Below are 25,522 nucleotides of genomic sequence, written 5' to 3' on the forward strand. Positions count from 1 at the left end.
GATCCAGCCCCAAAAACAAGAAAGGGTGCCCAGTGGCACCCTTTCTTGTTGTCGACCGGATGACGGTATCACCGCTCCCAGTACACCTCTTCCAGGCTGTCTTCCTTCTCCGGCAGGCCGCGGGAGAGACGCGGGCTGCTCTGGGCCAGCACCTCGTAGCTCACCCGGTTGGCGTATTTGCACACCTGGGCCAGGGAGGAGTAGGTGAGGAACTCGGAGAGGTGCTTGGCGGAGTTCGGCACATTCATGCGGTGATAGGCGTTGGCCACCATGTCGTGCAGCACCGCAGACAGGGCGCCATCCCCGGCACCATTGGTGTTCTTGATCTTCTCCGGGCCGCCCATGTAGGGGGAGATATGGGAGTAGATCCGCGCCGGATTGCGGCACTTCTCGCGGGCCATGGGGCGGCTGAACTCATACATGTTGAATTCGGGGATGACGCCGGGCAGCAGGGTATGGGTGGTCTCGCGCTTGTAGTCTTCCTCGGTGTAGCTCGCCATGTAGAGGCCGACGGGACCGGCGGTGCAGAGCACCATGTCGGCCCAGTCCAGCGCCTTGTCGGCGGCACCGAGCGGATCTTTAATCCCGGTCAGGGCCTCGGCCTCGTCCTCGTTCATGGCGAGCACGGTCACGTTCTCGCTGATGAAGTCACGCCACCACTGGGGGTTCTCGTCGATGACGAAACGGGTGCCCAGGGTCAGCACCACGGGCACACCGGCCTCGCGGGCATAACGCACGGCAGCCATGGCCGCCTCCTTCATGGGGGTGCCGTCGGCGCCGCGCACCAGGTAGGCGGTGATCACCAGGGCGGAGGACTCCTTGATGATGGCCTCGGGGATGTGCGCCACGTCCAGGTGATCCATCTTGCCGGCGTTGATGCCAAAGCTTCGCTCGCCCCCTTCGGTGATGAAGGTGAAGCAGCGACCGACCGGGCCATCCACCGGCTGCAGGTAGTCGAGGTTGACGCGGGACGAGGTGTTGCACAGATAGCGGTAGGCGTAGCTGCCGATGCGGATGTCCTGGCTCATCACCCCGAGCAGGATGGAGTGGGAATCTGCCAGCACAGAGTAGTTGTGCATGGTGTTGCCTATGGTGCCGCCGGCAAACTCGCTCACCACCATGTTGTTGGCCTTGAGCTCTTCATAGACCCGCTCGGCCACATCGTCGGAGATGAGCATGGAGTGACCCTTGCTCAGGCCGTACCGGTTCAGGAAGTCCTCGTCCACATGGGCTTCGATATCCACCAGAGTCTGATCTATGCCCACTACATAGGCCTTGCCCAGTTCGGTGAGCAACGGATTTTGCGGGATCAGGGGATCACGCCTGTCGACCGGGAAGTAGTGTTTGGACTTGCGCTGACCGGGAAATTTCATGGCAATCTTCTGTGCTCTGGGGGAAAGAGGGGCGGGATTTTAACACAATCCACCTCGCCGAAAAGTCGCACGATTAAATTTTGAGGTCAGTATAGACAAGGGGTTGCGAGGAAAACGTTTGATCTTTCTCCCTCAAAAAACCACCTCGCGGTGAGGTGGTTTTTCGCACTCAAGTGACGTCTGGACTCAGCCGAATGACAGCCCCTGCACCAGCGCCAGCACCGAGAAGAGCCCCAGGGACAGCCAGAAAAACAGGGTGCCGAACAGCCGTGGCTTGTTCGGCGCCCTGGGGATCTGGATGCCGATGGCGTGCAGGATGCGACCCGCCAGCAGCAGCACCCCACCCAGGTGCAGCCAGAGTGCCCCCACCCCGGCCAGTTCGCACAGGGCCATCAGCAAGAGAGTGAGCGGCACGTACTCGGCGAAGTTGCCGTGGGCACGGATGGCGGAGAGCATTTCGGGCGCCTCCCCTTCCCCTATCATCACCTTGAACTGGGCGCGGCGCTTGACCACCCAGAACGAGAGCAGCAGGAACAAGAGCCCCAGCAAGCCGCCATAGATCAGCGTGATATGCATCATCGAGACACTCCTTTATCGTTGAACCCGAACAGCCGGCGCGCACAGTCGCGGCCGTAAAGACCCCTCACGCCAGCTCGCGACAGATCAGCGACACCATCATGCGGATATGGGCCTGATCGCTGTTGAGGGCCGGTATGTATTCGAACTGCTCACCCCCGGCGTCCATGAAGATCTCGCGGTTCTGTACCTGGATCTCCTCCAGGGTCTCGAGGCAATCCGCCGAGAAGGCCGGACAGATCACATCGAGTCGCTTGACACCACGGGTCGGCAATCCTTCCACGGTCACGTCCGTGTAGGGTTTGAGCCACTCCTCCTTGCCAAAGCGGGACTGGAAGCTCGCGGTCCACTGCTCGGGGGCGAGGCCCAGGGCTTCTGCCAGCAGGGCGGCGGTGCGCCGACACTGATGACCATAAGGGTCGCCTTCGTTCTCGTAACGCTCCGGAATACCGTGGAACGACATCAGCAGGTGCTCGCCCTGGCCGTGCTGCTCCCAATGGCGACGCACACTCATGGCCAGCGCCTGGATGTATTCGGGGTGGGCATGGTAATCACGAATGAGCCGCACCACCGGCAGGTTGCGCTCTTTCTTCATCGCCTTGGCCCAGGCATCGAACACCGAGGCCGTGGTGCTGACCGAATATTGTGGATAGAGCGGCAGCAGGATCACTCGATTGACCCCCTTGGCCTTGAGCGCCTGCCAGCCATCCTCCATGGAGGGTGAGCCATAAGTCATGGCCAGCTCCACCGGCACCTCGACACCTTCACGCTTGAGCTCCTGCTCCAGCGCCGCGCGCTGCTGCAGGCTTATCACCATCAGGGGTGAGCCCTGTTCGGTCCACACCTGCTGGTAGAGCTTGGCTACCCTGGGGGAGCGCGTCGGCAATATGATGAAGTGGAGCAGTGGACACCAGAGATAACGCGGCAGGTCAACGACCCGCTGATCGTGCAGAAACTGGCTGAGAAACGCCTTGACGGCGGCCGTGGTTGGCGCGGCTGGGGTCCCCAGATTGACCAGCAAGATCCCGGTTTTCGTGGTCACGTTTGCTTCCTGTCTTTCTGTTGTCATGTCTGAATGCAAGAAAGGGCCCATGCCGGGCCCTTGTCTCAATGGCACATTGCCGCTGGCCCCTCAGGAGCGTTGGCAATGGCGGGCTCAGCCCAGGATTGTCGCCAGCTGCTGGCTGACCTGATCCACCGGCTGGGTGCCGTCGATCTTGACGTAACGGGTGTTGCCCGCTTCCGCTTCCTTGCCGTAGAAACCGATGAGCGGAGCGGTCTGCTGATGGTAGACATCCAGACGCTTGCGCACCGTGGTCTCTTCGTCATCGGCACGGATCACCAGATCTTCACCGGTCACGTCATCCTTGCCTTCCACTTTCGGCGGGTTGAACACCACGTGGTAGGTACGGCCGGAGCCGGAGTGCACGCGGCGGCCGCTCATGCGCTTGACGATCTCTTCGTCCGGCACGTCGAACTCCAGCACGAAGTCCACCACCACACCGGCATCCTTCATGGCTTGCGCCTGGGGAATGGTGCGGGGGAAGCCGTCCAGCAGGAAGCCGTTGGCGCAATCCGGTTGCGCGATACGTTCTTTGACCAGGCCGATGATGATGTCGTCGGAGACGAGCTGACCTGCGTCCATCACGGCCTTGGCCTTGAGGCCCAGCTCGGTGCCCGCCTTGATCGCCGCACGCAGCATGTCGCCGGTGGAGATCTGCGGAATACCGTGTTTTTCCATGATGAACTGAGCCTGGGTACCCTTGCCGGCACCCGGTGCTCCCAACAGAACAATGCGCATACACGCTCCTAATTGATTGGTTATTCAATTCTTGAGAAGGCAAAAAACTACACGTTTTCGCCCATATTAACAAGCTCACCCCATGTGAGTGGCCAGATTATCACCACCCCCTGGCGCCGTCTCTGCGACCAAAGACGCAGGCCCCTGCCACCAAAAATGATTGAAAATGCAGCAACCAGCAGGGCGGACAACGCCGCCCCGAGGGCGGCGTCGACCAAAAAAAAAGCCCACTGCCTTGCAGTGGGCCAATCACATCACGCCTGGAGTAGCAGACGGTTGATACGGGAGACGAAGCTCGCCGGATCATTGAGGCCGCCCTGCTCCGCCAGCTGGGCCTGCTCGTGCAAGAGGGCGACCCACTCGCCGAACAGCGCCTCGTCCTCTATGGTGTCGAGCTTCTTCACCAGGGCGTGGTCAGGGTTGAGCTCCAGGATGTACTTCTGCTCCGGCACCGGCTGACCGGCGGCGCGCATCAGCTTGATCATCTGGGTGCTCATGCCGTGGTCATCGGTGACGATGCAAGAGGGCGAGTCGGTCAGGCGGTGGGTGACACGCACCTCTTTCACCGCCTCTGCCAGGCTCTGCTTGACCCGCGCCACCAGACCGGCGTTGGCCTTTTCAGCCTCCTCCTGGGCCTGCTTGGACGCCTCGTCCTCCAGCTCGCCGAGATCCAGCTCGCCACGGGTGACGGAGACCAGCTGCTTGCCGTCGAACTCGGTGAGATGGCTCATCAGCCACTCGTCCACCCGCTCCCACATCAGCAGCACTTCGACGCCCTTCTTGCGGAAGATCTCGAGGTGCGGGCTGTTCTTGGCCGCGGCATAGGAGTCGGCGGTGATGTAGTAAATCTTCTGCTGACCTTCCTTCATGCGGCCAACGTAGTCTTCCAGCGACACAGTCTGGGCTTCGCCCTCGCCGGCGGTGCTGGCAAAGCGCAGCAGCTTGGCGATCTCTTCGCGGTTCGCGTAATCCTCGGCTGGGCCCTCTTTGAGCACATTGCCGAACTCGCTCCAGAACTTGGCGTACTTTTCGCTGTCGTCCTTGGCCAGCTTGTTCAGCATGGTCAAAACGCGCTTGGAGCAGGCCTTGCGCAGGGAGGCGGTCACCTTGTTGTCCTGCAGGATCTCGCGGCTGACGTTGAGCGGCAGATCGTTGGAGTCCAGCACCCCTTTTACAAACCGGAGATACGTCGGCATAAACTGCTCGGCGTCGTCCATGATGAAGACGCGCTGCACGTAGAGCTTGAGGCCGTGCTTCTGCTCGCGGTTGTAGAGATCGAACGGTGCGCGGGCCGGGATGTAGAGCAGGCTGGTGTACTCCTGAGCCCCTTCCACCCGGTTGTGGCCCCAGAGCAGGGGATCTTCGAAGTCGTGAGCGACGTGCTTGTAGAACTCCTGATACTCCTCGTCCTTGATGTCTTTGGGGTTGCGGGTCCAGAGCGCGGTGGCGCGGTTGACCTGCTCCCACTCGCCGGGGGTGCCGACGATGGTCTCACCGTCTTCTTCGCGATCAGGAGTACCCTCCTTGTACATCTCCACCGGCACGCTGATGTGGTCGGAATACTTGGCGACCACGGCGCGCAGGCGCCAGTCGTCCAGGAACTCCTCTTCATCGCTGCGCAGGTGCAGGATGACATCGGTACCGCGACCCTCTTTGGTCACGTCAGCCACGGTGAAGGAGCCTTCCCCTTGTGATTCCCACTGCACGCCCTGGCCCGGCTCGGTGCCGGCGGCGCGGGAGATGACGGTCACCTTGTCGGCGACGATGAAGGCGGAGTAGAAGCCCACTCCGAATTGACCGATCAGCTGGGAGTCCTTGCCTTGATCACCTGAGAGGTGCTTGAAGAACTCGGCGGTACCGGATTTCGCGATGGTGCCCAGGTGCTCGATCACCTGGTCCCGGGTCATGCCGATGCCGTTGTCCGAGATGGTCAGAGTCTTGTTCTCTTTGTCCACCACCAGGCGCACGCGCAGCTGGCCGTCGTTTTCGAACAAAGAGGCATCGGAAAGCGCCTTGAAGCGCAGCTTGTCCGCCGCATCGGAGGCGTTGGAGATAAGCTCGCGCAGGAATACTTCTTTGTTGGAGTAGAGGCTGTGAGCCATCAGGCTCAGCAGTTGTTTGACTTCAGTCTGAAAGCCGTGGGTTTCGGCGTGAACACTTTGGGTCATCGACCAGTCCTCAAAACGTCGGGTTGAACAGATTCCCAACCTAGATGGGGCTGGCCTTTCAAATATCAAGGGGCCAGTGTGCAAACTTGCACACTGGCCCCTCGTTGCGGGCTCGGATGCCCATTTCTTGTACCATCCAGCCAAACCTGTTTATGAGCCGTCGCGAGAAGCCGTCAGCAAGGTGAAGAGCAGCGCAGGAACCGGAGTTTATAGGCATAAATGAGGATTCCGAGCAGCACATGAGCCTTGATCACGGTTTCGCAGCAGGCACATAAGCAGGTTTAGATGCGCTGACGCCCCATCAGGGAGTGGGACAGGGTAGTGCCATCCACCAGCTCCAGCTCGCCACCCACCGGCACCCCGTGGGCGATGCGGCTCACCTCCACCCCGGCGGCGCGGGCCATGTCGGCGATATACCAGGCGGTGGCATCCCCCTCTATGGTGGGATTGGTGGCGAGGATCAGCTCCTTGATGTGCTCATCCTTGAGGCGCCGCTCCAGGATCTCCAGCCCCAGCTCCTCCGGGCCGATGCCGTCCAGCGGCGACAGATGGCCCATCAGCACGAAGTAGCGGCCGGAGAACTGGCCGGTCTGCTCGATGGCGGCCACGTCCGCCGGGCTCTCCACCACGCAGAGCAGACCGTTCTCCTCGCGCTTGGGATTGGCGCAGATCTCGCAGCGATCGTTCTCGGTAAAGGTGCGGCAGTGGCTGCAATGACCTATCTCGGTCAGCGCCCGATTGAGCAGGGAGGCCAGACGCAGGCCGCCGCTGCGCTCGCGCTCCAGCAGGGTGAACGCCATACGCTGGGCCGACTTGGGGCCCACGCCCGGCAAGACCTGCAGCGCCTTCATCATCTCATCGAGCAGGGGACTGAATTTCATGGGGATATCCTTTAAAGCCGCGCCGAAGGGAGGAGTCGGTCCGCTTGCCTGACGCGACGCCGACTCCTCCATCCGAACCTATCTTGTTGGCGCAGGACTATACCCGAGCCAACCCCGAGCGCCAATGGCAGATCCCGCCAAATGGCCCCTCCCCCTTGCCACACAGATTTCCGGTACACCGGGAAAGCGGGCTACGCCCCGCTTTACGCTCCGGTGCAGACCCCAAAAGGGCCATCCAGGGCTCACAAGGCGATAAAAAGCGCCCTGAATGTTTAATTCTTCTATTCGGTTAATGAGCATCGTTAAATAAAACCAAACAAAAAAGTCCTCCCGAGGCCAGCGCCCCTGGCCGCAGCACTCTGCAAGGGCGCTATCAGGGTGCCCGATAAGCTGTGCCGTCACTATGCCGTCACTGCCCCGTCGATTCCCCCAGCCCATGCTCCTCTCCATAACGAACGGGCCCACCTCGCAGGATCGCAAAGAAGCGCCGCGTCTGGCACTCAAACCGGTGCGAGATCAAGGTAATGGGGGGCACTGACCCGATAAACTTGGCCCCCGCGGCAGGGGCCACTTTCCTCCTTTCCCTGCCACGCCAAGGCCCCTTCCCTCGCGGCGCCCATTGCAACCCGGTTCGTTGCACCCTGAGGCCGTGCCGTGGCGGCAGGCCAGCAGACGGGAGTTCGATATCGCATGACATTCCCCAGGATGATCGCCGGATGGCCGGCCCTCCTCTGCCCTCTTGTCGTCTGGGAGGGCTATCTGTCCCCTTGTTATCAGGGAAGAGCACCCGCCCCCCTCAGGGTGGCGCCATGACGGCCCGGACCCAGGCGCTTTCCAGACTGCGCCGCGAATTTCATATCGACGGCATAGTGCAGGGAGTCGGTTTTCGCCCCTTCGTCTATGGGCTGGCACTGCGCCACGGCATTGCCGGTTATGTGTTGAACGATGCCAACGGCGTCACCATTGGCGCCGAAGGATCGCCTGAGCAGCTCGCCAGCTTTGCCCGCGAACTACGGGAACTGGCGCCGCCCTTAAGCCGCATCGATCATTTCAGCGAGCGGGAACTGCCCCGAGATGCTGACTCCGAACATAATCCCGACTACGACGGGGTCTTTCATATCAAGACAAGCCAGCAGCAGAGCGCGGCCACGGTTGCCATCTCGCCGGATCAGGGAATGTGCGAAGCGTGCGCCACGGATGTGGCCAACTCTGAGGATCGCCACCACCACTACCCCTTTACCAACTGCACCCACTGCGGCCCGCGCTACACCATCATCCGCCGCCTCCCCTACGACAGACCCCACACCGCCATGGCGGGCTTTGTCATGTGCCCGCGCTGTGCGGCGGCCTATGAAAACCCGCTGGACAGACGCTACCACGCCCAGCCGGTGAGCTGCCCCGAGTGCGGGCCCCATCTCAGCTGGCGCAGCGGCCGCGGCGATGTGCTGACCGAGCACGAGGATGCGCTGCAGGCTGCCGCCCGCGCTCTGCAAGCGGGCGCGCTGATTGCGCTCAAGGGGATGGGGGGGTATCACCTGATGTGTGATGCCCGCAGCGAGTCCGCCGTGGTACGGCTTCGCCAGCTCAAGCGGCGCGAGCGCAAGCCGCTGGCGGTGATGATGGGCTCCCTAGCCGAGGCCAAACTGCATGTCACCGGCAGCGATGACGAGTGGCAACTGCTCGCCTCTCAGGCCAGACCCATCACCTTGCTGCGCAAGCGCAAAAACGATGATCGGCACTCAGAATCCGGACAGCCAGCCGCGCCGCTGGCCGAGGGGATCGCCCCCGGCATCCCCTACCTTGGCGTCATGCTCCCCTATACCCCGCTCCATCAGTTGCTGCTGGACGCCTGCGCCATGCCGCTGGTGGCCACCAGCGCCAATGGTCGCGGCAGCCCGATCCTTGTCGATTGCGAGGCGGTGGTCAGGGAACTCGGCAGCGAGATTGACGGCATCCTGGATCACAACCGCCCCATCCTGCACCCGTGCGACGATAGTCTGGTGCAGTGGGCGGGCGGGCGGCGCCAGACGTTGCGCCTCGCCCGGGGCTATGCCCCCTGCACCCCCAGCCTGAAAGAGGCGGTCAAGGTGCCGCTGCTGGCGGTCGGGGCGCAACAGAAGAACCAGCTGGCGCTCGCCTTCGGTCGCCAGCGCATCTACAGCCCCTATATCGGCGATCTGCACAGCCTGCCGATGCAGAGCCACTTCGAGCAGACTCTCGCCACCTTTCGCGGTCTCTACGATCTCAAGCCCGAAGTTCTGGTCTCGGATCGCCACCCGGGCTATCTCAGCCACCAGTGGGCCAAGGACTATTGCCAGGATCAGGGTGCAACCCATCTCGAGGTGCAGCACCATCACGCCCACCTGCTGGGGGTGATGGCGGAGCACGACATCACAGGCCCAGTGCTGGGTTTTGCCTTCGATGGTACCGGCCTTGGGGATGACGGCACCCTATGGGGTGGCGAGCTGATGATCGCAGACGTACTGGGCTTTACGCGGGTTGCCCACCTCAAACCCTTCAAGCTGATCGGTGGCGAGGCGGCCATTCGCGAGCCAGTACGTCAGCTGCTGGGGCTGCTGTTTGAGTCGTATAGCGTGGAGGAGATCAGCACCCTCAATATTCCGTTGATCAAGCAACTGCCAGCTGAGCGAATCCGCAACCTGCACCAGCTCTGGCAGCTGGGTCGCAACGCCCCCTACACCAGCTCCATCGGCCGGCTGTTCGATGCGGTGGCGGCGCTCTTGGGGGTGATCGATACCCCGGATTACGAGGGCGAAGCGGGGCTCCTGCTGGAGGCATCCGCCTTGCAGCTGCTTCCCGATGAAACGCCCTTCCCCCTCGTCTTTGGCCTCAGCCAATCAACAGAGGGGCCACTGCACATCGAGTGGGCCGAGCTGCTCAATGTCCTCATCAACGAGCGGCGCAAAAGCACCTCCACCGCCAGCCTGGCCGCCGGTTTTATCCGCGCTGTCAGCGCTCTGGTGATCGCCCTGGCCGAACGCTTCCCCGGCTATCCGGTGGCGCTCGGGGGCGGCGTCTTTCAAAACCGGGTGCTGATGGACGAGCTGGTGCCCGCACTCGAAGCTGCCGGCCGGCAGGTATTAACCAGCGAAACCCTGCCGCTCAATGACGGTGGCATCGCCGCCGGTCAGCTCTGGTTTGCCATCCACCATCTTGCCACGCACCAGCCTGTCACCACCGGTTGTGCCACCTTGTTGGAGTCCTGAAATCCATGTGTCTATCCATCCCCTCTCAGGTGGTGCAGCTGCACCCCGAAGATAACTGCGTCACCGTCGACACCCTGGGGGTGCAGCGGCGCGTCAGCTGCATGCTACTCGAAGAGCCTCTCCAGGAGGGCGACTATGTGCTGCTCCATATCGGCTTTGTGATGAGCAAGATTGACGAAGCGGAGGCGCAGGCCAGCCTCGAGAGCTTCCGCCAGATGGTGGCCCTGATGCCCAAACAGGATATTTTGCCATGCTGACCTTGAATGACCTGTTTCAGGGCTTTCGTCAGCCCGACGTCATCCGCGCCCTCGCCGTCCAGATCACCGAGCTGGCCAAAAATCTGCCCGAGCCGCTGCGGGTAATGGAGGTGTGCGGCGGCCATACCCACACCATCATGAAGTACGGCCTGCACCAGCTGCTGCCGGCCAGCATCGAGTTTGTCCACGGCCCCGGCTGCCCGGTCTGCATCATGCCCAAAGAGCGCATCGATCAGGCCATCGAGCTCGCCCGCCAGCCCAACGTCATTCTGGTCACCTTGGGGGACATGATCCGGGTGCCGGGCTCCAAGGGCACGCTAGCCCAGCAGCGGGCCAAGGGGAGCGATATCCGTCCGGTCTATGACCCCCTCGATGCCCTGCGCATCGCCCGTGAGAACCCGGAGAAAACCGTGGTCTTCTTCGCCATCGGTTTCGAGACCTCCACCCCGATGACCGCAGCCTTGCTGGCTGCCGCTGAAGCTGAGGGGATTGAGAATCTCTTGTTTCATATCAACCATGTGCTGGTGCCCCCCGCCATTCATGCGGTGATGGCGGACGGGGTGGCCAAGGTGAACGCCTTTATCGGCCCCTCCCACGTCAGCGTCATCACCGGCGCCGATATCTACCTGCCCATCGTCGATCGTTATCAGGTGCCGGTGGTGGTGAGCGGCTTCGAACCGGTGGATGTGATGGAGGCGCTCTTGATGATGGTGCGCCAGAAGGTTGAGGGTCGCTACGCGCTGGAGGTGCAGTACAGCCGCGCCGTCACCGCCAGTGGCAATAAAGCCGCCCAGCGGCTGGTCGAGCGCTTTTTCGAGACCCGCGAGCATTTTCGCTGGCGAGGACTCGGGGATATCAACGCCTCGGCCCTGCGCCTGCGCGATGCGTTTGCCAAACGCGATGCGGAGCGTCATTTTGCGCTCAATCAGACCCCCATCGATGACCACAAGGCGTGCCAGTGCGCCGATATCCTGCGCGGCTTGGCCAAACCGAACCAGTGCAAAGTCTTTGGCCGGGGCTGCACCCCGACCCAGCCCATGGGCAGCTGCATGGTCAGCTCCGAAGGGGCCTGCAATGCCTACTACCGATATATGGGGATCCAGGAACAATGAGAGAAATCCAACTTAGCCACGGTGGTCGGGTGATGGGTGGAGATGAACCAGCCTGTTTCGGCAATCTTGTGGAGAACCAGACCCGATGAGAGAAATTCAGTTAAGCCACGGTGGTGGCGGTGTGGAAATGAATCAGCTGATAAACCAGCTCTTCTTTCGCCACTTTGGCAACGAGATCCTGCTGCGCGGTGAAGATGCAGCCCTGCTGCCGGTCAGCGGCCCCGTCGCCTTCACCACCGACAGTTTTACCGTCTCGCCTCTGTTCTTCGAGGGGGGCGATATCGGCAAGCTGGCCATCGCCGGCACGGTCAATGATCTCGCCATGATGGGGGCCAAGCCCGAGTATCTGAGCTGCAGCTTTATCATCGAGGAGGGTTTCCCCTACGCCGATCTCGCCCGTATCGTCGAGTCGATGGCGGCTGAACTTGCCAAGAGCGGTGCCCGTATCGTCTGCGGCGACACCAAGGTGGTGCCCAAGGGGGCGGCCGACAAGATCTTTATCAACACCAGCGGGGTCGGTACTTTCCCGCAGCCTGAACAGAGCCGGGGCATCTCGGTACGCAACCTCAAGGCCGGTGACGCCATCCTGGTGTCGCGGGATATCGGCAGCCACGGCGCCTGCATCCTGATGGCCCGCGACGCCCTGCAACTGGGATCTGATCTCAAGAGCGACTGCACTACCCTCTGGCCACAGGTAGAAGCGCTGCTGCAGGCGGGCATTACCCCTCACGCCCTGCGCGACGCCACCCGTGGCGGCCTTGCGGCCGTGCTCAACGAGTGGAGCAACGCCTCCGGCGTTGCCATCGAGCTGGAGGAGTCCGCCATTCCGGTCTGCGACCCAGTGCGCGGCCTGTGCGAGCTCTACGGTTTCGAGCCCCATGATCTCGCCAACGAGGGGACCATGGTGCTGGCCCTGCCTGCCGAACAGGCGCAGGACGCACTGGGCATCTTGCGGCAATTCAACCCCGCCGCCAGTCAGATCGGCGTGGTGCAGGCAAGCGATCGTCACAAGGTGATCCTCAACAACCCCTGGGGCAGCCGCCGCTATCTGGAGCTGCCGCAAGGGGAGCTGCTGCCGCGGATCTGTTGAGCGGCCATGCCGTTCCGTCAATTACAGGGAGGAGTCACTGCTCCTCCCCATATCGGTTAAGGAGCCACCATGCACGAAATGTCTCTGGCCATGGCCGCCATCGATCTGGCAGCCGAGCAGGCCACCCAGCGGGGCTTTAACAAGGTGACCGCCCTCTGGCTCGAGGTCGGCAGCTTCTCCTGCGTCGACCCGGACACCATTGCCTTCTGTTTCGAAGCTGCCGCCAAGGGTACCGCCGTCGAAGGGGCCCAACTGCACTTTCAGCATCAGGCGGCAGAGGCCTGGTGTTACGACTGCAACCAGACGGTCACCCTCACCGAGCGCGGGCAGGCCTGTCCCGAGTGTGGTGGATACAAATTACGCGTCGCGCAGGGCGATAGCCTGCGCATCACCGACATCGAGGTAAGTTGATATGTGTAGCGTATGCGGATGCGGCCAGGCGCGGATCGCCGGCCATGAGCACGATCATGAGCATCATCACGAACATGGCCATGAGCACGACCATCATGACCACGAGCAGAGCGCGCCGCGCACCCTGATCATTCACCACCACTATCACCATCAGGGGGATGTCCATCACCACTACCACGGGGTACGGGCTCCCATGAGCCATGAGGGTCATGATCAGCCTCATGATCACCACCATGATCACCCCCACGACCATCATCATGAATATGCCCACTCTCATGACAACGGCCATTCCCACGCGCATTCCCATGATCACAGCCATGACCATGACCATGACCATCAGCAGGGTGATCTGCACTACGGCAAAGGAGAAGCGGGATTGTCAGTGCCCGGCATGGGGCAGCGCCAGCTGATCGCCATCGAGATGGATGTGCTGGCCAAGAACAACGCGCTGGCGGCCCACAACCGCGAACACTTCGACGAAGCGGCCCAGCTGGTGCTCAATCTGGTATCGAGCCCGGGTTCAGGCAAAACCACCCTGCTGTGCGAAACCCTGCGCCAGCTGGCCGACAAACGCCCCTGCGCGGTGATCGAAGGGGATCAGCAGACCAGCGCCGATGCGGATCGCATTCGCGCCACCGGCGTGCCTGCCGTGCAGATCAACACCGGCAAGGGCTGCCATCTGGACGCCAAAATGGTCCACGACGCCTGCCACCAGCTGCCCGCCAATGAAGGGGGCATCCTCTTTATCGAGAACGTGGGCAATCTGGTCTGCCCCGCCAGCTTCGATCTCGGCGAGAAGTACAAGGTGGCGATTCTCTCCGTCACCGAGGGGGAAGAGAAGCCGCTGAAATACCCGGACATGTTTGCCGCCGCCCAGCTGATGGTGATCAACAAGATTGATCTGCTGCCCTACGTCAGCTTTGACGTGGCCCGCTGCATCGAGAACGCCAAACGGGTCAACCCATATATCCAGGTGATCCAGGTCAGCGCCACCACGGGTGAAGGGATGGATGCCTGGCTGAACTGGCTGGCCACGGCCTGAACCGGTTAAACGCCGTTACCAGTGGCGGATAACAAGATAGGGAGGCTGATGCCTCCCTATCTTCTATCTGCAATCCGCGAACCTTGTCAGCAGTTCTATCTGTACGAATGGCCAGCGTCTCACAAGCACATCCCCTCACCCTAGCCCTCTCCCCAGGGAGAGGGAACCGGTTTGTTGATGCCACCTTCCGCTCCCTTCTCCCCTTGCGGGAGAAGGGCTGGGGATAAGGGGGAACACCAATCCTCAGGCCACGCTGCGGGCCATCAATTCTTGCTCAACTGCCTCCTCACCAAAATGCAGCACCCGATGGCAAACCTGACGCAGCAGCGCCTGTTGGTGGCTAAAAATCACCATGGCGAGCCCGCGCTGCTCGCACTCAACCATCAACTCCCGCCAGAGTTGACGCTGAATTTGCGGATCCAGCTGGGCAGTCACCTCATCGGCAATAAGCAATCGGGTGCGGGGATCGAGGGCGCGCAGCAGCGCGATGCGGGCCAGCTCGCCACCGGAGAGCTGACCGGGCTTGCGACCGAGCCACGCAGGTTTGACCATAAAGCGGGCCAGCATGGCCTCATCGGGGCGCCATACATCCCATAGCGCCTGCCCGGTAGTGCGATAGGGATTGAAGGTGAGTTCCGGGTGCTGGGGCACCAGCTGGATAGGGTTATAGCCTTTTACCTGTTCAGGCACAGGCTGCCCATCCAGCAGGAACTGACCGCCAGCCCAAATCGGTTGCCAACCGGCCAATACCCGCCCCAACGTGGTCTTGCCATAACCGCTCGGGGCAGAGATGCCCAGCCGCTCGCCCGCTTTCACCGTCAGCGATAACCCCTGCCAGAGGGGGCGTTCCCCCTGGGCGATGGTGAGACTTCGTAGTTCCAACATTATGAAACCTCCGGCGCAGAGAAGAGCGCGTTGAACTCCGGCAGCGCCTGCCAGTGGGCACGGAGCATATCGCTCCCCTGCCCCTGGCGCAGATGGTGACAGCTTAGGGTGTCGCTCACCTGGCCCTGATGCAGCGCCACAATGCGATCGGCAAAGCGGGCCGCCAGCGCCAGATCGTGGGTCACCCAGAGGATGCCGCTGCCCTGATTGGCCAATTCACGCAACTGGCCGAGCAGCAGACAGGCCAGCCCCTCGTCGAGCCAGGCGGTGATCTCGTCTGCCAGAATGTAGCGGGCACCGCCGAGGGCCGCGGTGCAGGCCAGAATGCGCTTGGCCATGCCGCCGGAGAGCTGGCGCGGGTATCTGTCCAGGGTGGTCGCGGGCAGCTGGTAGCGCAGCAGTTGCTCGCCGAGCCGCTCGCGAGAACCGCTCTGGCCGCAGAGGCGTGCCGCCCGGCCCAGCTGACGCTCCACCGTCAGCAGCGGATTGAGGGCGCTTACCCCCTGTGGCACATAGCAGAGGGTGTGACCGCGCAGACGGGCCCGGCTGGCATCACAAAGGGGCGTGCCATCAAGGGAGATGGAACCGCGCATCCGCAGATTGTCCGGCAGCAATGTCAGGGCGCTTTGCAGCAGCAGGCTCTTGCCCTCGCCGCTCCCCCCCACTAGCGCCACTATCTCCCCCGGTGCCAGTTGCAGGCTGATATCGGTCAGCAAAGGCTGCCAGCTGCGCCGTCCCAGCCAGGAGTAGTGGGCTGCCTCTATAGTCACCTGGTCAAAACTCAGCATGGTTCACTCCTGTGCCACAGCAGCTGTTGCAAGGCGCGGGTCGCCTGATCAAAGAGCAACACCAGCAGCAGCAACATCAGCCCCGGGAAGAGGGCCAGCCACCAGCCGCCACCGGCCAGATAACGCAAGGCATCGGCCAGCAGCAGGCCCAGCGAGGCCTCGTGGGCCGCCAACCCAAAGCCGAGAAAGCTCAAGGCCGCGCTGTGCAGCACCGCATGGGGAAACATCAGCAGGGTGCCGATAAACCACTGGGGCAACAGCCCTGGCAGCAGGTGGGTGCGCCAGCGACGCAGCGCCCCCATCCCCTGACAGCGGGCCAGCACCACATAGTCACTGCAGGCGATCCGCCGCGCCTCGACGCAGAGAATGAGCGCCAGCTTGGGCCAGTGGGTCAGGGCCACAGCCAGGATCACCCCGCGCATGCCCCCACCCACGGTAAAACAGATAAGGATCAGCAGCAGCATATGGGGCAGCGCCAGCATGGCATCGATCACCAGCCGCACCGCCGCATCACATCTGGGATGAACCAGCGAGAGGCTTGCCGCCACCATGGCCAGCAGCCCACTGCAGAGTGCCGTGCTGATACCCAACTCCAGACTGGTGAGGGTGCCTTGAAAGGCCCGCAGCCAGAGATCCCGCCCCATCTGATCGGTGCCGAACCAGTGGGCCAGCGAGGGAGGCTGCTGGCGGGCCAGTAGATCCATGGGCACATCCTGAGCCGACAAGCTCCAGCCGTAGGCGGCCAGCAGCGCCAATCCGATCAGAGCCACGGCCAGGCGCACTATGGAGGGAAGCGGATTAAACAGCATGCTCACCCTCCCAGCCCCGATTGATGCGGGCCAGCAGCAAACTGGCCACAGTGTTGCCAATAAAGACCAGCAGGGTGCAGAAGAGCACTATGCCCATCAGCAGGGGAATATCCCCCCTCAGCCCCGCATCCACGGTGGCCTGCCCAAGCCCTGGGTAGGAGAAAACCTTCTCCGCCAGCAGAGATCCGCCAATCAGCTCACCAAGGGAAGCAAACTGCAGGCAGAGCGCCGGAGTCAGGGCGTGGCGCAACACGTGAAAACGCAACATGGGCCAGCCGCCATCCCCCTGAGCGCGGGCGTAACGGATAAAGTCGCTCTCCAGCACCTCGGCCACCCGCCCCCGGGTATGCAGCGCGATATTGCCCACCCCGAGCAGCGCCAGCGTGGTCACCGGCAGCAGCAGATGGCGCGCCCGCAATGCCCAGTCAGCCTCATCGGCAGCGAGCCCCGGCGTCCAGGCACAGCAGACCGGCAACAGCGGCCAGTGCACCGCAAACAGCGCCAGCAGCAAGAGGCCGACCCAGAAGGTGGGCAGGGAGGCGAGCAGGTAGGCAAAGCGGCAAATAAGACGATCGGGCCAGCGGTTGAGATAGCGACCGGCGCAGAGCCCAAGCAGGATGCCGAAAAAGCCGGAGAGCAGCCAGGCGCCGGCCAGCAGCAGGAAGGAGGCGGCAAAGCGCTGGCCAATTACCTCGCTCACCGGCGTGTTGTAGAGCATGGAGTAACCGAGATCCCCCTGCAGCACCTGGCTAAACCAGCGCCAGTAGCGCAGCCAGAGCGGCTGATCCAGCCCCCAGCTGGCGGCGATGCGGGCGTACTGCTCTGGCGGCACATGGAGCAGATCGTTGCCGATATAGGCCTTGATGGGATCGATGGGGGAGTAGCTGAGCAACACAAAGGTAGCGACCGACACCAAGCATAAAAGCCCTGCCAGACGCAGCAGGGCTTTCACAGTGACGCTCATCATAGTGGACGAACTTAGCGGCACGTCCACCGCCAGTCAGAGAGGTTGTTGAGCAAAGACCAGCTACCGTGAATTTCCGGCGCCCCCTTGCCAAGGTCGATGCAGCGGTTGGCGAGATAGGTGTGCTGCACATTGAGTAACCAGGCCCAGGCGGCATCCCCCTGCACCCCGGCGCCTGTCTTGCCATCCCACTCCACCTGCTGCCAGAAGGGCACGGCCGCCTGCCAGTTCGGGGCATCCAGCGCCAGCTTGAGGTGGCCATCCACCACAGGGTTGCTGTAGTAGCCCGGGTTGTAGAACTCAACGCCGCCGGCTCCGCTCTGATAGTGGTGATAGAGCTCCATGGGATCCAGACTCCCCCACCCCATCAGCACCGGATTGGCGTGCATCTCGCGCTCCACCTGCTCCCAGCTGCCGGACTTGAGGCTCACCTCCAGACCTATGGGTTTGAGCATGGCCCGCACCGCTTCCGCCAGATCCCGGCGGGTGCTGTCGCCACTGGTGTACCAGAGAGTAAAGGCGGCGCGCTGGTCGCCCTTGTGGCGAATGCCGTCACTGCCCATCTTCCAGCCTGCCTTGTCGAGCAGGGCGTTGGCATGGGCGGCATCGCCGTCCTTGAAGGCGGTAGATTTGCTTTGCCAGGGCAAGCCTTCCACCGCGCTGTAGGCAGGGATGGCGTGCCCCTCCAGCAGCTGATCGGCCAGCAGCTTGCGGTCGATGGCGTAGTTGATGGCGCGGCGCACCGCCACATCGGCGGTCACGTCGTTGCCGATGGCATAACCTTTGGCGTCTTTTTTACCTGCTGCAGGAATGGGGAAGACGATACCGCGGTTCTCCACGCTCGGCCGAACCCAGAGCTTGAGCGAGGCAGGCACTGTGGGCGCCAGCGACGGGGGGATGCGCACCAGATCGAGCTGGCTGCTCTGGGCGGCGGCATAGGCGCTCTCCTCATCGATAAAGACAAACACCAGCCGTTTGAAGTCATTGTTGCCACCGGCGTAATGGGGGTTCGCCTCCACCACCAGCTGCTGGCCTGGCAGGAAGCTTACCAGCCGGTAGGGGCCGGCGCCGACAGGCTCGCGGGCATAACGCTTGGGATCGTAATCCCGCTTTGACACTATGCCCAAGGATCCCAGCACGTTGACGAAGGTGCTCTGGGGGGCGCTTAAGACTATGGCGACCTCGGTGGGCGAGACCACCTTGGCAGAGACAAAGTTGCCCATGTCGATCTTGCCGCCGCCCCTGGCCGCGCTCTTGTAGGTAAAGGCCACATCTTCGGCGGTGAGCGGCGCGCCGTTGGAGAATTTCAGGTCGGGCTTGAGGGTGATAAGCCACCCCTTGCCATCCTGGTTCGGGGTCACAGATTGGGTGAGCACATTCTGCCAACTGAGGTCTGCATTCTGCTTGAGCAGCGGGCTGTGCAGCAGCAGATGGCTGCCGTGACTCCAACCAAGCAGAGGGTCAAACCCTTCGGTAGGCTCGGCGCCGATGGCGAGCTTGAGTTCGGCAGGAACCGGCTGGGTAACTGGGGTGGTCTCAGTGGCGAGGGCGGCCTGCGCCAAGGGGCTGGCGCCCAATAGCAGGGCCAGCAAAGCCCCGGCGGCGCGTGCATCATACGTTCGGAAGGTCATAGCATTCCTTTTTCATCTGTTGCCACCGGGTGCGAGAGCGCGAGAAAAGGTGGCACCGATAGAAGCGAATGAGGGGCCGATAAGGGCCCCATCTTTTTTACCAACGCAGGCAGGCTAACGCCCGCGCGCACCAAACAGCCGTCGCCGGCCGAGATCGACACGTCCCTCCCCCTGCTGCACAGGCAAGGAGTGCAGCATCTTGAGGGTGCTGCTTACCAGTGAGCGCCCCTGCTCGGCACCGAGATGGGGATCGATGGGGGACATCAGGGAGCAGGCCAGCAGCTGACCACTTTCGGGCAGTTCACCCACCATAAAGGTCAGGTTGCCGCAGGGGAGCTGCAGGGCGAGGCGTTCGCTGCTGCGCACCGGCCAAAGCTGATCCGGCCCCGGCAACACCACCACGCTCAGCATCCAGGGGGTGAGCACGCAACCGAGCCACTGCCCTTCAAACAGCACGCACTCGGCCACGATGGGCATGGTGGCGTGATAGAAGGGCAACGCCTGCATCTCTTCGCGAGCGATCCGCTCGTACTGGGCTACCAGCAGAGGTGCGGGATCGCTTGTAAAACCGGCAAACTCCTGCACGCGTTCTTGCACGGCATCAAGCTCGCTTAAATGGGACTGCGCCATAGGCCCTCCCGCGCTTGTTCAGCTTTCTCCTGCTCAGAGAGCGCAATGGCGGGCGCACCAACGGCAGCCAGCAGGGTCAAAATCCGATCCGTCGCCTCCCCCATGGCGGCCGCTACCACAGGGGTGAGGCCGATGCGGGGCTCCAGGGACTCGGGCTCGACCCCGATCAGGGTGAGCTGCTTGGGGGATTCCCCCGTCATGTGCAGCGCCGAGAGCACGTCTGCCAGCCCCAGCTGATGGGGGGAGATCTTGCGACCGAACAGGGTCGGGATCTCCTCATCTTTCAGGGTCACTACGGTACCCGGCGGATTGCCGCTGCGCACAGCATCCGCCAGAATGATGTGGTCGCGACTGGCCATCGCTTCGAGCAGCTCCATGCCCGCCGTACCGCCGTCCAGCAGCTCGATACCGGGGGCGAAACGGTATTCACGCCCCAGCGCCTCGACGATACGCACGCCCACCGCCTCGTCGCTGAGCAGCAGGTTGCCAACTCCCAGGATCAGGGTGTTCATCACAGCACCTTCACCTGAGTCGTTTCGCCATTCTGGGTATCCACCACGTGCACCGCGCAGGACATGCAAGGGTCGAACGAATGGATGGTGCGCACCACCTCCAGCGGCTTGGCCGGATCGGCCACCGGGGTGCCTACCAGCGATTGCTCGTAGGGACCGGGTTCATCGTTGAAGTTGCGCGGACCCGAGTTCCAGGTGGAGGGCACCACCGCCTGATAGTTCTCGATCTTGCCGCCCTTGATGACGATCCAGTGGGAGAGCATGCCGCGCGGCGCTTCTTCAAAGCCCACCCCGCGAAACTCTTTATCCGCCGGGATCTCGGTCTTGATGTAGGCAGTGGTATCCCCCTTGCCGATGTTGTCGACCAGCGCCTTCCACTGATGCGCCAGGGTATCTTTCAGCACGCAGCAACGCACCGCACGACCGATGATGCGGCCCATGGTGGAGTGCAGCTGTTCAGTCTTGATGGCGGAGCCGGTCAGTGCCTTGTAGAGACCGTTAAGCTGATCAAAATGAGCAACCGTCTCCGGATGTTTGGCGGCCAGCTTCACCAGCAAGTCTGCGAGCGGCCCCACCTCCACCACCTTGCCGTAGAAGGTGGGGGATTTGACCCATGAGTACTTGCCGTCATCCTGCCAGCCGGTGTAGTTGGGCTCGGTCTTGCCCTCCCAGGGTTTGAGAGGCTCGTCATCCTTGTACCAGGCGTGCTTGTTGCTCTCGACGATGCCATCCATCAGCCAGGCATCCTGATGGCTCTCGATGGGGCGATAACCCGCCAGATTGCCATTCTCGATATAGCCGCCCGGCATCAGGAAGCTGCCACCGTTGGCGTCGGTAGGCAGCTCCGGCACGCTCAGATAGTGCTTGGCCCCCTGCCCCAGCGCCAGCCACTCGGGGTAGTGCGCGGCTATGATGGCGGCATCCACCTTGTAGACCTGCTCGATAAACTCGCCGAGCCGGTCGATAAAGCTCTTCACATAGAGCAGCCGCTCGAGGTTGAGCACGCTCGGCGCATCCAGATTGATGGGGTTGGCGACGCCGCCCACCGCCAGATTCTGAATGTGGGGGGTCTTGCCGCCTAGGATGGCGACAATGCGGTTGGCATCGCGCTGGCACTCCAGCGCCTGCAGGTAGTGCGCCACGGCGATGAGGTTCACCTCCGGACTCAGCTTCATCGCCTTGTGACCCCAGTAGCCGTTGGCGAAGATACCGAGCTGGCCGCTGGCCACCAGCGCACGGATCTTATCCTGCACCTTGGTCAGCTCATCGGCACTGTTGAGGGACCAGGTAGACACCCCCTTGAGGATATCCGCCGCCTTCTGCGGATTGGCCTGCAGCGCCGCCGTGATGTCCACCCAGTCCAGCGCGGAGAGCTGGTAGAAGTGGACTATGTGATCGTGGATGTTATGGGCCGCGATGATGAGATTGCGGATGAACTGGGCATTGACCGGCACCTTGGCGCCGATGGCGTTTTCCACTGCCCGCACCGAAGCGATGGCATGAATGGAGGTGCAGACCCCGCAGATGCGCTGCACTATCATCCAAGCATCGCGCGGGTCGTTGCCCTTGACGATCTCCTCCATCCCGCGCCACATGGTGCCGGACGACCAGGCTTTGGTGACGACGCCGCCTTCGATTTCGCAGTCAATACGCAGGTGCCCCTCAATGCGGGTGATGGGGTCTATGGTGATACGTTGGCTCATACGTTGGCTTTCCCTCGGGCCTGATAATCTTGGTGAACACGTTCAAGTGATGGCAGTACCGGCAGCAGCCGGATCAACAGCAAATAGGCACACACCTCGATGGCGACGAAGCCAAGGGAGATCAGTACCTCCTCCGCGGAGGGGAAGTAGTGGTAGCCATTGCCGGGGTTGAAGGCGAGCAGGGAGTAATCCAGTCGCCAGAGGGCTGCGCCCAGTAGCATGCTGAGGGCCCCCAGGAACAACATGCGCGAATCGCGGCGGCTCTTGTCCCAGTGGAACACCAGCAGCGGGAAGATCATCAGCGCAATCTCGCTCCAGAACATGATGGAGAAGCGATTTAGATCGGAGAGGTACTCCGACTTGTCATTGATGACGATCTCGGCAAAGCGCAGTGCCACAAACAGGATCAGGAAGATATCGATCACCTGGGTCAGCTTGTAGAACAGCGACTTCTCGTTGGGGCCGCGCCCCGCCAGTCCCGCCTGCACCAAAGAGCCCTCAAATACCACGATGGAAAAGCCCATGATGAAGGCGGTCAGAAGCGAAAAGACCGGCAGCAGCTCGTAGCTTTGCCAGAGCGGATGGATCTTCTCCCCCGCGACGATCATCAACGAGCCCATGGAGGACTGGTGCATGGTGGGCAACAGGGCCCCCAGCGCCAGCACGAAGAACATGATCTTGTTGAGGCGAATGAGTGACGCCTTCCAGCCGAACTTCTCCAGCAGCACGGGCGCAAACTCCAGCGCCATCACCCCGATATAGATGGTCATGCAGACCGCCGTCTCGAACAGCACCGAGGAGGTGTTGAAGTGACCGGGCAGGTAGAAGTACGGCAGGTTCCAGTAACGGCCCACGTCGATGGTAATGGAGAGACCACCGAGCGAGTAGCCGAACAGGCTCGCCAGCAGGGCCGGTCGCACCAGCGGGTGATACTCGCCCCGGTTGAACACATAGACCGCCCAGGCCAGCGCCCAGCCGCCACAGGCGAAACCGGTGCCGATCAAGAGATCGAACGAGATCCACAACCCCCAGGGGTAACCCCCGTTGAGATCGGTAACTGAGCCCAGCCCGAAGAAGAGGCGTTTCAAGATCAACATGCCGCACAGCACGGCAAAGGGGGCCAGCACCAGCACCGGCCAACTGACCAGCTTGCCGCCGAGCGGATGCGCCTTGTGATTACTCATGATCCTTGCCCCCCTTTGCTGAACTCTGATCTTTAATCTGAGCACTCCCCTGATCATGACCATCATCGTGATGGTGATCGTGACCGTTCTTCTTGCTATTGCGACGAATGAGCACAGAAAGACCGGTCAGCACTACCATGGGCAGCACCATCCCCTTGTAGAGGGTGTGCTGGATATGCTCGGAGCGAGCACCGGAGGAGAGCTCCGGCAAGTCGGGCATGTCGAGCTTGGTGTAGGGCACTCCGGCCAGCACCAGCACCTGGGTGCCGCCCCCCTCCTTCTCGCCATAGACGTAAGGCTGGTAGTTGGGCACCTCGTGCAGGTAAGGATCGTTGGCGCTGAAAGTCTGGCGCGGATAGGCATATTCACTGCCAGGGGCCGCCAGCAGGCGGCGCTTGGCCTCGGCCATCAGCTCCTCACGGGTGCCGAAAATCACGGCGCCGGTCGGGCACACCTCGACACAACCGGGCAGCTTGCCCTGATCAATTCGTTCAAGCCCCTTCTGGTTGCAGAGCTCGCACTTGTGGATCGCCCCCAGCGGATTGTCGTAGTCATATTTGGGCACATCGAACGGGCAGCCCACCATGCAGTAGCGACAGCCGGTACAGACGTCCGGATTGTAGTGAACGATGCCGGTCTTGGGATCTTTGGTAAGGGCCTGCACCGGACAGACCGAGACGCAGTTGGGATCGACACAGTGCATGCACTGCTTCTTGATGTAGGCGTAGCCATCCACCAGCTGATCCTTGTGCTCACCCGTGCCGCTCTTCCACACCTGAATGATGTTGTTGGTGTAGGGGGTCAGCTTGTCGTTGGTGGACCAGATCTGTGCGCCCTCCGGATTGGCCGGGTTGCCGTTGAGACGCTGACACTCCGCCACACAGGCCTGACAGCCGACGCAGAGGGTGGAGTCATACAACATACCGAGCGCCCCGGGAATGGGCGGCTTGTTCTTGGCCGCCGCCAGTGCGGTGCCGGGTACGGCTGTGCCCGCCGCCAGTGCACCGACGGAGGCGAATTTGAGGAAATTGCGTCTGTTCACGGTCATTCCTCCCGTGATGGGTGCTGCCCGGCTTCGTGGCGCTTCTGCTGGCGACCGAGTTCACGCACCGTCATCAGACTCACCCCCACCAGCACCCCGAGGGCGCCACCGATAAGGCCGGTCGCGGTGGGCGAGGTATAGCCCCCCTCCTGGATCTTCACGTCGGGTTTATCCACCCGCGGGGTCGGGTTCTCCACCTTGGCGAGCTGGAAGATCCCCTTGCTGAAACCGACCCCCTGCTCGTTGCAGCCATAGCAAGGGTGGCCGATGCCGACCGGCCAGATGCCGCCGCCCACATCGCAGAACTCCAGGGTCGAGCAGTTGCCATAGGTCTCCGGCCCCTTGCAGCCCAGATGGTAGAGACACCAGCCCTGACGGTGCCCCTCATCGCCAAACTCCTTGGCAAAGCGGCCTGCATCGAAGTGCGGACGACGCTCGCAGTTCTCGTGGATCAGGCGCTCGTAGGCAAACAGCGGACGCTTCTTGCTATCCAGCGCCGGCAGCTTGCCGTAGGTGATGTAGTAGGCGACCGTGGTGAGGAAGTTGTGGGGATTGGGTGGGCAGCCCGGGATATTGATGATGGGGGTGCCGATATTGCCGAGGGCCTCTTCCAGGCTGACGGCGCCGGTCGGGTTGCCGCCGCTGGCAGGCACACCGCCCCAGGCGGAGCAGGAGCCGATGGCGATGACCGCAGCCGCATCGGCGGCGGCGCGGCGAATATGGTCGACGATGGGCTCACCGGCCACCATGCAGAATACGCCGCCATCTTTGAGCGGAATGGAGCCATCCACCACCAGCACATACTTGCCTTTATAACGCTTGATGGCGTTGTGCTTGTTCTCTTCCGCCTGATGACCAAAGGCCGCCGAGAGCACCTCGTGGTACTCCAGCGAAATGGTATTGAGGATCAGGTTCTCGATGGTGGGGTGAGTGGCCCGCAGCAGCGACTCGGTACAGCCAGTACACTCCTGCGCCCCAATCCAGATCACCGGCGGCCGCTCGGGGCTGGTAAGCGCGGTGGCCATCTTGGCGACGGCATTCTGACTTAATCCCAGGGTTGCGGCCATCCCGGCACACAATTTCATAAAGTCACGGCGATTAATTCCATGAGCCGATAAAAAAGTATCCTCGACCATTCTTTTTATTCCCGTCAGTGAGCATTGTTTGACAAATGCTTAATGGCGGGAATGCTATGCCTCCCCCTCCCCCTTTATGTTGATCTTTATCAAGTCACCACACTTTAATGCGCTCGAGACCCCATGAAATGAAAATAAAAAGCTATATATAACATGCACTTATTGCTTCATAAGCATGACACAGAATACCCATAAAGAGGCATTTCAAGATCCAATACAATTAAAATCATATAAATTATCGATCCATTCCGGCCATCCATTAAAGAAAATGAAAGCGTTGTCACAGTATCATTCTCCTAC

24 protein-coding genes are annotated in these 25,522 nt (G+C 61.9%); 6 read left to right on the forward strand and 18 right to left on the reverse strand.

Annotated elements, in window-relative coordinates; all coding sequences use genetic code 11:
- Positions 1 to 68 precede the first annotated feature (68 nt).
- The 6 genes from KI797_RS11980 to recR form a co-directional block, all read right to left on the reverse strand.
- On the reverse strand, positions 69 to 1,373 hold the full coding sequence (locus KI797_RS11980) for an inosine/guanosine kinase (RefSeq protein WP_226169478.1): 1,305 nt from the start codon (positions 1,371 to 1,373) through the stop codon (positions 69 to 71).
- Positions 1,374 to 1,559: 186 nt separating this feature from the next.
- Complete coding sequence (locus KI797_RS11985) at positions 1,560 to 1,952, reverse strand: MAPEG family protein (protein WP_226169480.1); 393 nt, start codon at positions 1,950 to 1,952, stop codon at positions 1,560 to 1,562.
- Positions 1,953 to 2,016: 64 nt separating this feature from the next.
- Positions 2,017 to 2,991, reverse strand: coding sequence for a ferrochelatase (gene hemH / locus KI797_RS11990; RefSeq protein ID WP_171269675.1), 975 nt, complete (start codon positions 2,989 to 2,991; stop codon positions 2,017 to 2,019).
- Positions 2,992 to 3,105: 114 nt separating this feature from the next.
- Entirely contained in the window at positions 3,106 to 3,750 is a 645-nt protein-coding gene (adk, locus tag KI797_RS11995; RefSeq protein WP_042648493.1) for an adenylate kinase, read from the reverse strand.
- A 254-nt stretch (positions 3,751 to 4,004) separates the two neighbouring features.
- The gene (gene htpG / locus KI797_RS12000; protein ID WP_226169482.1) at positions 4,005 to 5,918 is read right to left on the reverse strand and encodes a molecular chaperone HtpG; all 1,914 of its coding nucleotides are present in this window, start codon (positions 5,916 to 5,918) and stop codon (positions 4,005 to 4,007) included.
- 281 nt (positions 5,919 to 6,199) lie between these two features.
- A complete protein-coding gene (recR, locus tag KI797_RS12005; protein ID WP_025326665.1) occupies positions 6,200 to 6,799 on the reverse strand; it encodes a recombination mediator RecR in 600 nt (199 codons plus the stop codon).
- Positions 6,800 to 7,608: 809 nt separating this feature from the next.
- Here recR and hypF point away from each other — a divergent pair.
- The 5 genes from hypF to hypA all read left to right on the forward strand — a co-directional run bounded on the left by hypF (position 7,609) and on the right by hypA (position 12,896).
- Positions 7,609 to 10,026 carry a carbamoyltransferase HypF gene (hypF, locus tag KI797_RS12010; RefSeq protein WP_226169484.1) on the forward strand — a complete coding sequence of 806 codons (2,418 nt, stop codon included), beginning with the start codon at positions 7,609 to 7,611 and terminating at the stop codon, positions 10,024 to 10,026.
- A gap of 5 nt (positions 10,027 to 10,031) precedes the next feature.
- Complete coding sequence (locus tag KI797_RS12015) at positions 10,032 to 10,283, forward strand: HypC/HybG/HupF family hydrogenase formation chaperone (RefSeq protein WP_144712927.1); 252 nt, start codon at positions 10,032 to 10,034, stop codon at positions 10,281 to 10,283.
- Positions 10,277 to 11,395, forward strand: a complete 1,119-nt coding sequence (gene hypD / locus KI797_RS12020; RefSeq protein ID WP_182785660.1) for a hydrogenase formation protein HypD — start codon at positions 10,277 to 10,279, stop codon at positions 11,393 to 11,395. Before KI797_RS12015 ends, hypD begins: the two co-directional genes overlap by 7 nt.
- An 85-nt stretch (positions 11,396 to 11,480) precedes the next feature.
- Entirely contained in the window at positions 11,481 to 12,485 is a 1,005-nt protein-coding gene (gene hypE / locus KI797_RS12025; RefSeq protein WP_182785661.1) for a hydrogenase expression/formation protein HypE, read from the forward strand.
- Between the two features lie 69 nt (positions 12,486 to 12,554).
- Complete coding sequence (gene hypA / locus KI797_RS12030) at positions 12,555 to 12,896, forward strand: hydrogenase maturation nickel metallochaperone HypA (protein WP_005301911.1); 342 nt, start codon at positions 12,555 to 12,557, stop codon at positions 12,894 to 12,896.
- On the opposite strand, the gene KI797_RS12035 is transcribed toward hypA, so the two are convergent.
- Positions 12,874 to 13,203 carry a hypothetical protein gene (locus tag KI797_RS12035; protein ID WP_226169486.1) on the reverse strand — a complete coding sequence of 110 codons (330 nt, stop codon included), beginning with the start codon at positions 13,201 to 13,203 and terminating at the stop codon, positions 12,874 to 12,876. The two genes, hypA and KI797_RS12035, sit on opposite strands and share 23 nt — an antisense overlap.
- Between KI797_RS12035 and hypB the strand changes: the two genes are divergently transcribed.
- Positions 13,090 to 13,938 (forward strand): hydrogenase nickel incorporation protein HypB, encoded by an 849-nt coding sequence (gene hypB, locus KI797_RS12040; protein WP_226169487.1) that lies wholly within the window; start codon positions 13,090 to 13,092, stop codon positions 13,936 to 13,938. The two genes, KI797_RS12035 and hypB, sit on opposite strands and share 114 nt — an antisense overlap.
- Positions 13,939 to 14,181: 243 nt before the next feature.
- On the opposite strand, the gene KI797_RS12045 is transcribed toward hypB, so the two are convergent.
- From KI797_RS12045 to hybO, 11 genes are all read right to left on the reverse strand, one after another.
- Positions 14,182 to 14,823 carry an ATP-binding cassette domain-containing protein gene (locus tag KI797_RS12045; protein WP_226169489.1) on the reverse strand — a complete coding sequence of 214 codons (642 nt, stop codon included), beginning with the start codon at positions 14,821 to 14,823 and terminating at the stop codon, positions 14,182 to 14,184.
- Positions 14,823 to 15,611 carry an ATP-binding cassette domain-containing protein gene (locus tag KI797_RS12050; protein ID WP_182785664.1) on the reverse strand — a complete coding sequence of 263 codons (789 nt, stop codon included), beginning with the start codon at positions 15,609 to 15,611 and terminating at the stop codon, positions 14,823 to 14,825. Before KI797_RS12050 ends, KI797_RS12045 begins: the two co-directional genes overlap by 1 nt.
- Positions 15,605 to 16,420 (reverse strand): ABC transporter permease, encoded by an 816-nt coding sequence (locus KI797_RS12055; protein WP_182785665.1) that lies wholly within the window; start codon positions 16,418 to 16,420, stop codon positions 15,605 to 15,607. Before KI797_RS12055 ends, KI797_RS12050 begins: the two co-directional genes overlap by 7 nt.
- The gene (locus KI797_RS12060) at positions 16,410 to 17,414 is read right to left on the reverse strand and encodes an ABC transporter permease (RefSeq protein WP_182785666.1); all 1,005 of its coding nucleotides are present in this window, start codon (positions 17,412 to 17,414) and stop codon (positions 16,410 to 16,412) included. The genes KI797_RS12055 and KI797_RS12060 overlap by 11 nt, the downstream gene beginning before the upstream one ends.
- The gene (locus KI797_RS12065) at positions 17,399 to 19,015 is read right to left on the reverse strand and encodes an ABC transporter substrate-binding protein (RefSeq protein WP_226169491.1); all 1,617 of its coding nucleotides are present in this window, start codon (positions 19,013 to 19,015) and stop codon (positions 17,399 to 17,401) included. Before KI797_RS12065 ends, KI797_RS12060 begins: the two co-directional genes overlap by 16 nt.
- 114 nt (positions 19,016 to 19,129) lie before the next feature.
- Positions 19,130 to 19,645, reverse strand: a complete 516-nt coding sequence (gene hybE / locus KI797_RS12070; protein WP_226169493.1) for a hydrogenase-2 assembly chaperone — start codon at positions 19,643 to 19,645, stop codon at positions 19,130 to 19,132.
- Entirely contained in the window at positions 19,627 to 20,157 is a 531-nt protein-coding gene (locus tag KI797_RS12075) for a HyaD/HybD family hydrogenase maturation endopeptidase (RefSeq protein WP_226169495.1), read from the reverse strand. The genes hybE and KI797_RS12075 overlap by 19 nt, the downstream gene beginning before the upstream one ends.
- On the reverse strand, positions 20,157 to 21,860 hold the full coding sequence (hybC, locus tag KI797_RS12080) for a hydrogenase 2 large subunit (protein ID WP_226169497.1): 1,704 nt from the start codon (positions 21,858 to 21,860) through the stop codon (positions 20,157 to 20,159). Before hybC ends, KI797_RS12075 begins: the two co-directional genes overlap by 1 nt.
- Positions 21,857 to 23,044 (reverse strand): Ni/Fe-hydrogenase cytochrome b subunit, encoded by a 1,188-nt coding sequence (gene hybB, locus KI797_RS12085; protein ID WP_042648477.1) that lies wholly within the window; start codon positions 23,042 to 23,044, stop codon positions 21,857 to 21,859. Before hybB ends, hybC begins: the two co-directional genes overlap by 4 nt.
- A complete protein-coding gene (hybA, locus tag KI797_RS12090; RefSeq protein WP_226169499.1) occupies positions 23,037 to 24,092 on the reverse strand; it encodes a hydrogenase 2 operon protein HybA in 1,056 nt (351 codons plus the stop codon). The genes hybB and hybA overlap by 8 nt, the downstream gene beginning before the upstream one ends.
- Complete coding sequence (hybO, locus tag KI797_RS12095; RefSeq protein WP_226169501.1) at positions 24,089 to 25,222, reverse strand: hydrogenase 2 small subunit; 1,134 nt, start codon at positions 25,220 to 25,222, stop codon at positions 24,089 to 24,091. Before hybO ends, hybA begins: the two co-directional genes overlap by 4 nt.
- Between the last annotated feature and the right edge of the window lie 300 nt (positions 25,223 to 25,522).

Source organism: Aeromonas media (assembly GCF_020423125.1).
Lineage (GTDB): Bacteria > Pseudomonadota > Gammaproteobacteria > Enterobacterales > Aeromonadaceae > Aeromonas > Aeromonas media.